This window comes from Nostoc sp. DedQUE02 (assembly GCF_034531035.1).
Lineage (GTDB): Bacteria > Cyanobacteriota > Cyanobacteriia > Cyanobacteriales > Nostocaceae > Nostoc.
This window is the reverse complement of record NZ_JAVRBY020000125.1, coordinates 1-6,472: the sequence shown is the minus strand read 5'-3', so window position 1 is coordinate 6,472 and position 6,472 is coordinate 1. Positions and strand designations below refer to the sequence as shown.

The 6,472-nt window shown below is 39.9% G+C and carries 3 protein-coding genes; all 3 read right to left on the bottom strand.

Going from position 1 to position 6,472, the window contains the following annotated elements; translation table 11 throughout:
- Positions 1-120: 120 nt before the first annotated feature.
- Entirely contained in the window at positions 121-1,698 is a 1,578-nt protein-coding gene (locus RMX98_RS35885; RefSeq protein WP_322678329.1) for an AAA-like domain-containing protein, read from the bottom strand.
- 255 nt (positions 1,699-1,953) lie between these two features.
- Positions 1,954-3,426: an AAA-like domain-containing protein gene (locus tag RMX98_RS35880; RefSeq protein ID WP_322678328.1), complete on the bottom strand. Its 1,473-nt coding sequence runs from the start codon at positions 3,424-3,426 to the stop codon at positions 1,954-1,956.
- A 676-nt stretch (positions 3,427-4,102) separates the two neighbouring features.
- A complete protein-coding gene (locus RMX98_RS35875) occupies positions 4,103-6,460 on the bottom strand; it encodes a CHASE2 domain-containing protein (protein ID WP_322678327.1) in 2,358 nt (785 codons plus the stop codon).
- Between the last annotated feature and the right edge of the window lie 12 nt (positions 6,461-6,472).

Below are 6,472 nucleotides of genomic sequence, written 5' to 3'. Positions count from 1 at the left end.
TAAATAATCCTAAATTTTACATTTTAAATCTTATCATTTCCGCCTGATTACTTATAACTTCACCATCATCGCGCAGTGACCACCTGCCCCCTGCCCCCTGCCCCCTGCCCCCTTGCAGCCTTAATAATAAGTCTTTAACCGAACACGATAGGATCTCTGTGAGCAGTCTTTGCCATACTCGAAGAAAGTTACTATCCCCAATCCTAAAGCGAGTATTAATACCCAAACGAATGCGCCCACAAAAAATAATCTTTGAAATCTGGCAGCTTTTTGCTCTTGAATTAATCGAGCTTTAACTTCTTTAGCACGCTCTGCCTCTAACCACGTCTCAACTTCTCGTCGATCGCATTCTTGGCTAGCCGCTAAAAAATGATAATCTAAATCGCTCAAGCTTTTGCCTTGTGACCAAGCTAGAGCCTCAAGCAAAGCTGGCCCGCGCAATAGCCGTGAATAGTCATGATGCTCTGAGGCTACCCAGGCATCTAATGCTTGGGAGTAGGGTCGCAGTTTGGCTAATTGTTTTTCTACCCAAGTTTGGTTGAAAACCTCTTGATAAATGCGGTTTTTGACTATTAGTTGCCCTTGCTGTTTGGTCACTAACCCTGACAATAGCAGCTGGATTTGCTCTTCTCCATCATTAGAGGATATTTGAATACCCTGTAAAATTTGCTGATAAAGTCCCAACAATGCTCCAGTACGTTGCTCATTTCTGAGTAAGCGATCGCGGATTGTCTTCAAATGCTCCGGTTCATCATTGGCTTCCCAATTATCCAGGATGTGCGTTTGCACTAACTTTTCTAAAATTAACGATGGAAATTGGTAATAAAAATTTATCAGATGATAATTAATAATCGGTAAATGATCATCTAACTTGTAGCGATCGCCAGTTTCCAAGCTTCTATGCTCCTCCACTCCTTTGCTATTTCTTTCCTGCACCACTATCTGACACAACTTTTGAGTGAGAAACGGCTGACCATTCGTCCAAGCCAAAATCTCTTTAAGAACAGCCATAGGATTAGCTACTTTACCCTCTAAACCTGCTGCTAATGGTTCAACTTCTGTCAACATAAAGCCATGCAGATCAATAGATTTACCTATATTAAATGGGGTACAATTTTGGTCAGCAATCAAATCCGAGGGCGTTGCTACTCCGAACAGTGCCCAGGTTAAGCGGTTATATTCTGGATTTTCGGCTCGCTGGTTATAGCAAGACCGAATAAGAGTAAAAAAATCGATAACTGGAAAATTTAGCCCTAGAACGCTATCAATTTCATCGACAAAAATAAAGATTTTTTCACTCTTGAGGTGGACTAACAAAATATCTTCGACAAATTGACTCAATCTCTGCAATGCAGATAAATCTTCTCGCTCTGACCACCAGGCTTTTAAATTTACTTTTCCCCATAGATTAAAACCTCTTAATAAGTCAACTACTATGCCCTTATACCATTGAGAAGGAGTAATATTGCTGCTGCCAATGCGGGTCATATCAATAGAAGCACAACTGAAACCTGCTTGTTCTAATCGATGCTTCGTTCGTAACCGCAAGCTCGACTTGCCCATCTGCCGAGAACTAAATACATAACAAAACTCACCGGAAATCAAAGTATTATAAAGTTCAATGTCAGCTTGTCGTTCCACATAGGTGAGAGCATTTGTTTTGAGACTGCCGCCAACTTGATATTCATACATATTCATCTAAAACCTCCAGAAGACACCTACTGAAACTTAGGTGATTTAACACTTAATCAGGTATCTGGGCTTTAAAACCCCCATAGTAAGTAAGCCGACGGAAATAAATATAACTATATTAAGAAGGTTAAAGGGTAAGGGGAAAAGGGAAAAACCTTTCTCTTTAACATGAGTCCCTTTCTCCATACAAAACTTTACATAGTTCGGTTTAATCGCGTCTATTTACTTATGTCAAGCATATTGTGGTGGGTAGTTTATAACTTAATTTAATTGCTCGCGAAAATATAATCGATACAATTCACATCTAGGTATCGCCCGATTTCCCTCAAGTTTTACCAAACCCATACTTTCTAATTTATAGGCAGCGATCGCTTCTAAGGCCACACCTTCAACAGATGTAACTACCGATTTGAGTGATGCTGCTAGTTCTGGATGTCCTTGGAGGTTTGCTAGATGATGCCGTAAATGGTTGCTATAAATTCCGGCAATTGTGGGAGCTTCTTCTAGTAGCTGTTCTAGGGTTAGCTCTTGACATCCCAAATTATAAAAAGCGATGCGAGCAAGATAGGGATGACCACCAATCATAGCCAGTAGAGGAGCCAAATTTTTCACTCCTGCCTCGTCTTTAGCCCAATCGAGTCGATGACGCAGTGCCAAATCCTGCATCTGCTCTAAACTAAATTCTGATAAATTAATCGCTAGCCCAACATTGAAAGGAGATTGATTGATATCTAACGGGATATAAGCTTCAGTGGCATGAACTACCACTAGCCGAAGTTTTCGCCAGATTTCCAGTTCGGAAGCGTCCTCATACCAAGAGCGCAACAGTGGTAGAAAGTCGCTACAAATTTCTGGATATTCGAAAATTCGATTCACTTCATCTAAAGCCAAGACTACCGGAGAATCGATTTGCTGTAGGACATATCCTTGTAAATATAAGGTGCAGCTTACTTTGCTGCCAATATCTTCATCCCAATAATCATCCAACCTTGGCTCTAGGTTTAACTGCCGACTGACATTGGCACAAAACCACCGGAGGAATTTTTCTAAGCTAGTGAAAACTTGACTATCTGCTCTCTGCAAACTCATCAGCACAGTTTGTACCCCAGTCTGTCTTGCGTAAGCCAGAATTCTGTGCATCAGGGAGGTTTTCCCCATTTGGCTAGGGGATTTGATTCGGATCAGGCTTCCGGGTTTATTTATTTCAGCATAGGTGCGTTCTTCTATAGGAGGACGTTCAACATAAAAATAGGAATTGAGCGGTACTGAACCACTAGGAATTTCTAAGAAATCGGAATTGAGGTTTAGGGATTTTTTTGGATCTAGCTCCCTGGTTTCTAAAGAAAAGCTTGATATACCTCTATTCTCAGAGATAATTGCAGGTTCCCCTCTTTCTTTGCTTAATTGCTGATAATTTCTTAAGACTGTCTGTCCATTCTGAGATTTTATTTGAAAAACGCTACTTTGTGATTCTGCTGAGTCGGTGCGACGCGATCGCCTTCTTAAAACTGACTTAAAATTACTTTTTGTGACCTCCTCATCCAAAATCTGTGATAGTAACTTCCATAACTTAGAACCTACATCTTTTATGTAATTAGCGTCATAACCAGACGTTTCTGCTATCTCTGAATAAGTTTGCCCTTCCCAAGCTTTCCGAAATACTAACTCCTGAACTTCATTTAAGCTTTTTTTAAGGAATGTATCTAAAATTACTAGTCCTTCTTCAGCACTCATCTGTAAAAAAAGTAATAAAGTTTATTTTAGATATGACTTTAACGGACTTTTTCATACTTTTTTTATTTATTTACCTAAAATTAATATAAAAATATGTCGAAATAGAAGTAGATTATCCTCGATCAACAGCAGATATCAAGTTGTTTATACAGCATTCGTGGCAAGCAATCAAAGTACTGTATGCAAACGCTGTAACCCAATACTAACGAGGGTCGGTTCGCTAATTTAAAAAGCTAGAAGAGGAATTAATGTACTGTAAAGCTTATACAGCTTAATTTAGATAGGATTCTGATAAACACTTATCCTGGTACAAGGTAAGGGGGGAGCAACGCGATTTGGTGAGGTTGAGCAAAAAAGGTGCGATGCCTTCGGCGGGCTGCGCCTACGCTAAAAACCTATTTATTAGTACTTAGGATATTTGCTACCTTTAATTAAATATTAATACTGCTTAAGGCGTTGCTGAATCACGATATGAATTGTGCGATCGCCTTATCCTCGCCGGGGCGAAACCACCGCATCGGAATACAACGGTTTTTCAGATAAAAAATTAACAACCTAATCGAGATTTATAGCATTTCTACTGACTTAGAGTAACAAAAAGAGGAAGAAATTTTGAGTTTTATTGAAAAAAATGTGTAACTAGAAAAAATTAACCTGCACTTATTCTGTAAGAGGTCTATTGATTACGTTGGTCACTTAAAAAATATATATAAATAACTACGCTAGCACCACTAACTATCAAAACTAAAACTGATGGCACCAGAGGTATCCAGGCTCCTTGTATCAATACAGCAAAGGATACACCATATAAAACGCAAACAGTTGCGACTCCTACCAATCCCAATCTTAACCATGACCGAAATTGCCAAATAATTATGCCTCCAATTAATGACCAACCCCATACCCAAATGAATTCACCCCACTTTGGTAACATCCACAATAGTGGACGATTATCTAAAACGGCACTGAGAATCTGACTCACCATCTGTGCTTGAAGCATTACCCCTGGCATTTGATTATACGACCACTGACTGGCGCTATATGGTGTAGACCAATAATCATGAAAACTTTCAGCACTTGTACCAATGAGAACGATCCGATTCTTCACTAAATCAGAAGTGAGTTTATTGTTCAAAACATCTGCTAGAGTTACTTGTGTAGCAGCTTGATGAGAAGAGCGATAATTAAGTAGCACTTGATGACCTAGATTATCAATTCTGTGATAGCCGCCGCTATTTGACTCTAAGTTTTTAAAGACAACATTGCCAAACTGCCAGTTTTTTTCTGTGGTTAGTTTGGACTGAATACCAAGAGCAAGCAAGTAACGATTTGCTAATTGAAAGCTAAAAGATTTATCAACATTGCAGGGCGATGCAGGAGCCATAGCCAATATTTGACGGCGGATAATGCCATCGGGATCGGGTATAACGTCACTAAAACCCAAGTTTTGTTTGGGAACTTCAGGGGGTGGGGAAACACCACTGCTTTTGTTTTCTTCACTAACTTCGCAGATTGCAAAAAAGCGATCGCTCTTTTGCATGAATTTAGACAAATTCTTATACTTTGCTCCTACATGATTCTCCCGATAGATATCTAAGCCAATGACTCGCGGTTGAAACTGCTCTAACTTTTCTACAACTTGAGCTAGGGAACGGTCTGATAGTGAAGCACCACCTCTTTCTTTGGCTGGTTGCGATCGCACATCAGCTTCAGTAACGGTAACAACTAAAATGCGTGGATCTTGTCCTTCATCAGGTCGCGATCGCATCATTGCATCAAAAGCCATAAGCTCCCATGACTGCAACATACCAACGGAGCGCATCCCCATTATCAAGGCAGTCGTAACTATACTGACTTTGAAAATTGTCCCAATAATATTACGTCGAGCGTGCCAGCTAGTAGGTTGAGAATCTACTTTGTTCGCCAACACCAACGACATTGCCGTTGGATTTTGACAAATCACTGGTAGCCAACTAGCACAGGGAAAGCTGCTTTCTAGACCCTGCAACTTTTCTATAGCTTCCCGCATCGCCAAATGGCAAGATTCTCCATTAGCAAAAGCCTCTAGAAAATGCTTTAAAAATTCTTGAGCAACCCGATCTGGTACTGCTTCCCGCATGACAACCATTTGGGGAATGTGCAGCGATGCCAATTGTCGTACTAATCCTAATCCATCACAGCAGTTAAAAATTGCTAATTGTAAACCCCTAGCGATCGCGGCTTTGAGTCCATTTTTTAACTGAGAAATTGTTAAACTATCAGTTTGATTGATATAAATTTGACCTATTTCACCATCAGCTTGACTCGAACCATGTCCGGCAAAAAAGAGAATATCCCAGCCTTTCTTGTCCCAAAGCCATTGATCTAACTCCCTGCGCTGTGGCTCAACTAGAAAAACAGTTTCCGTTTTTGGTAGTTGTTCAAGTATTGCCCGGTCTTGTTGAATATCAATTCCTTCACTATTACCAAGAATCGCTAATATTCTAATTTTATTTGTAGTAGGTTTGCGTAATAGTTTAACTTCATCTACTTCAGGAGCGCTTAAACCAAATACTGCCTTATGGTAATCCTCAAAGAAATCCCATAAATGCCAGGGTAGCCGACGAACTTGGTCATCTTCCGTTTCTAGAATAACCCGAATTTCTTCATGAGGATTCAACTTAGTACGTAATTTCTGGTCAATGTTGCGAAATAGCTCAGATTTCAGCCAAAGATTAATTTCATTTTGTAAGTTATCACATAAATTACTAAACTCAACAGAAGAAATATTAGTTATATCTTCTGTATCAATTTCAATCTCTGCATCATTTGCCATATTTCTATGCCAACGTTGACCAGGGAAAAGAGTCTCATGCAGCAACAAATAGAGTAACTGCCAACGTCTGTAGAGTTCTATAAGTTCTGGAGCCGCAGGCAAGCTACCTGTAAATTGTATCGGTATAGGGTTGCTATAGTTGTACAACTGTGCTGTAACGGTAGCAAATCCCTGCTTCAAGTTACCCTTTCCTAAGTTCAACACGACTAATTTAGTCATGGCGATCAGTCA

Excerpts from the sequence above, each read along its gene's own strand:
- RMX98_RS35885 (WP_322678329.1), bottom strand. The coding sequence starts at position 1,698 with ATGAATATGTATGAATATCAAGTTGGCGGCAGTCTCAAAACAAATGCT.
- RMX98_RS35880 (WP_322678328.1), bottom strand. The coding sequence starts at position 3,426 with ATGAGTGCTGAAGAAGGACTAGTAATTTTAGATACATTCCTTAAAAAA.
- RMX98_RS35875 (WP_322678327.1), bottom strand. The coding sequence starts at position 6,460 with ATGACTAAATTAGTCGTGTTGAACTTAGGAAAGGGTAACTTGAAGCAG.